We start from the raw sequence: 368 nt of genomic DNA, 5'->3' as shown, positions 1-368 counted from the left end.
CGTTGGCGGCTAACCCAGCACATCAAAAGCGCTTTCGGGCGCAATCGAGCTAGTGCTCTGAGTCTGACACTTCCTACCTGTTTCCGCGAGTTTCATCGAGTTTGTCCAGCGCGCGGCGTTCCCGGGTGAGGATATCCTCTGCGGTTTTGGTCCATTTGAAGGGCTTTGGCTTCTCGTTGTGGTGGGCCAGATAGTCGTAGATCGCGGCCTCAAGATCATTGACGCTGGAATAGCTGCCGCGCCGGATGCGCCTTGATGTGATCTCGGCAAAGAAGCGCTCCACCAGGCTCAGCCAAGACGCGCTGGTGGGCGTGAAGTGCAGCTTGAAGCGCGGGTGCTTTTCGAGCCACAAAAAACTCAAACTGGCC

General features: G+C 57.3%; 1 pseudogene. It reads right to left on the bottom strand.

Annotated elements, in window-relative coordinates:
- Positions 1–73 precede the first annotated feature (73 nt).
- Positions 74–368 (bottom strand): annotated as a pseudogene (locus A3722_RS18985) (IS630 family transposase); the annotation flags it as partial.

Source organism: Sulfitobacter sp. HI0027 (assembly GCF_001634775.1).
Taxonomy (GTDB): Bacteria; Pseudomonadota; Alphaproteobacteria; order Rhodobacterales; family Rhodobacteraceae; genus Sulfitobacter.
The sequence above is the reverse complement of the archived record's forward strand: the minus strand, read 5'-3'. Positions and strand labels throughout refer to the sequence as shown.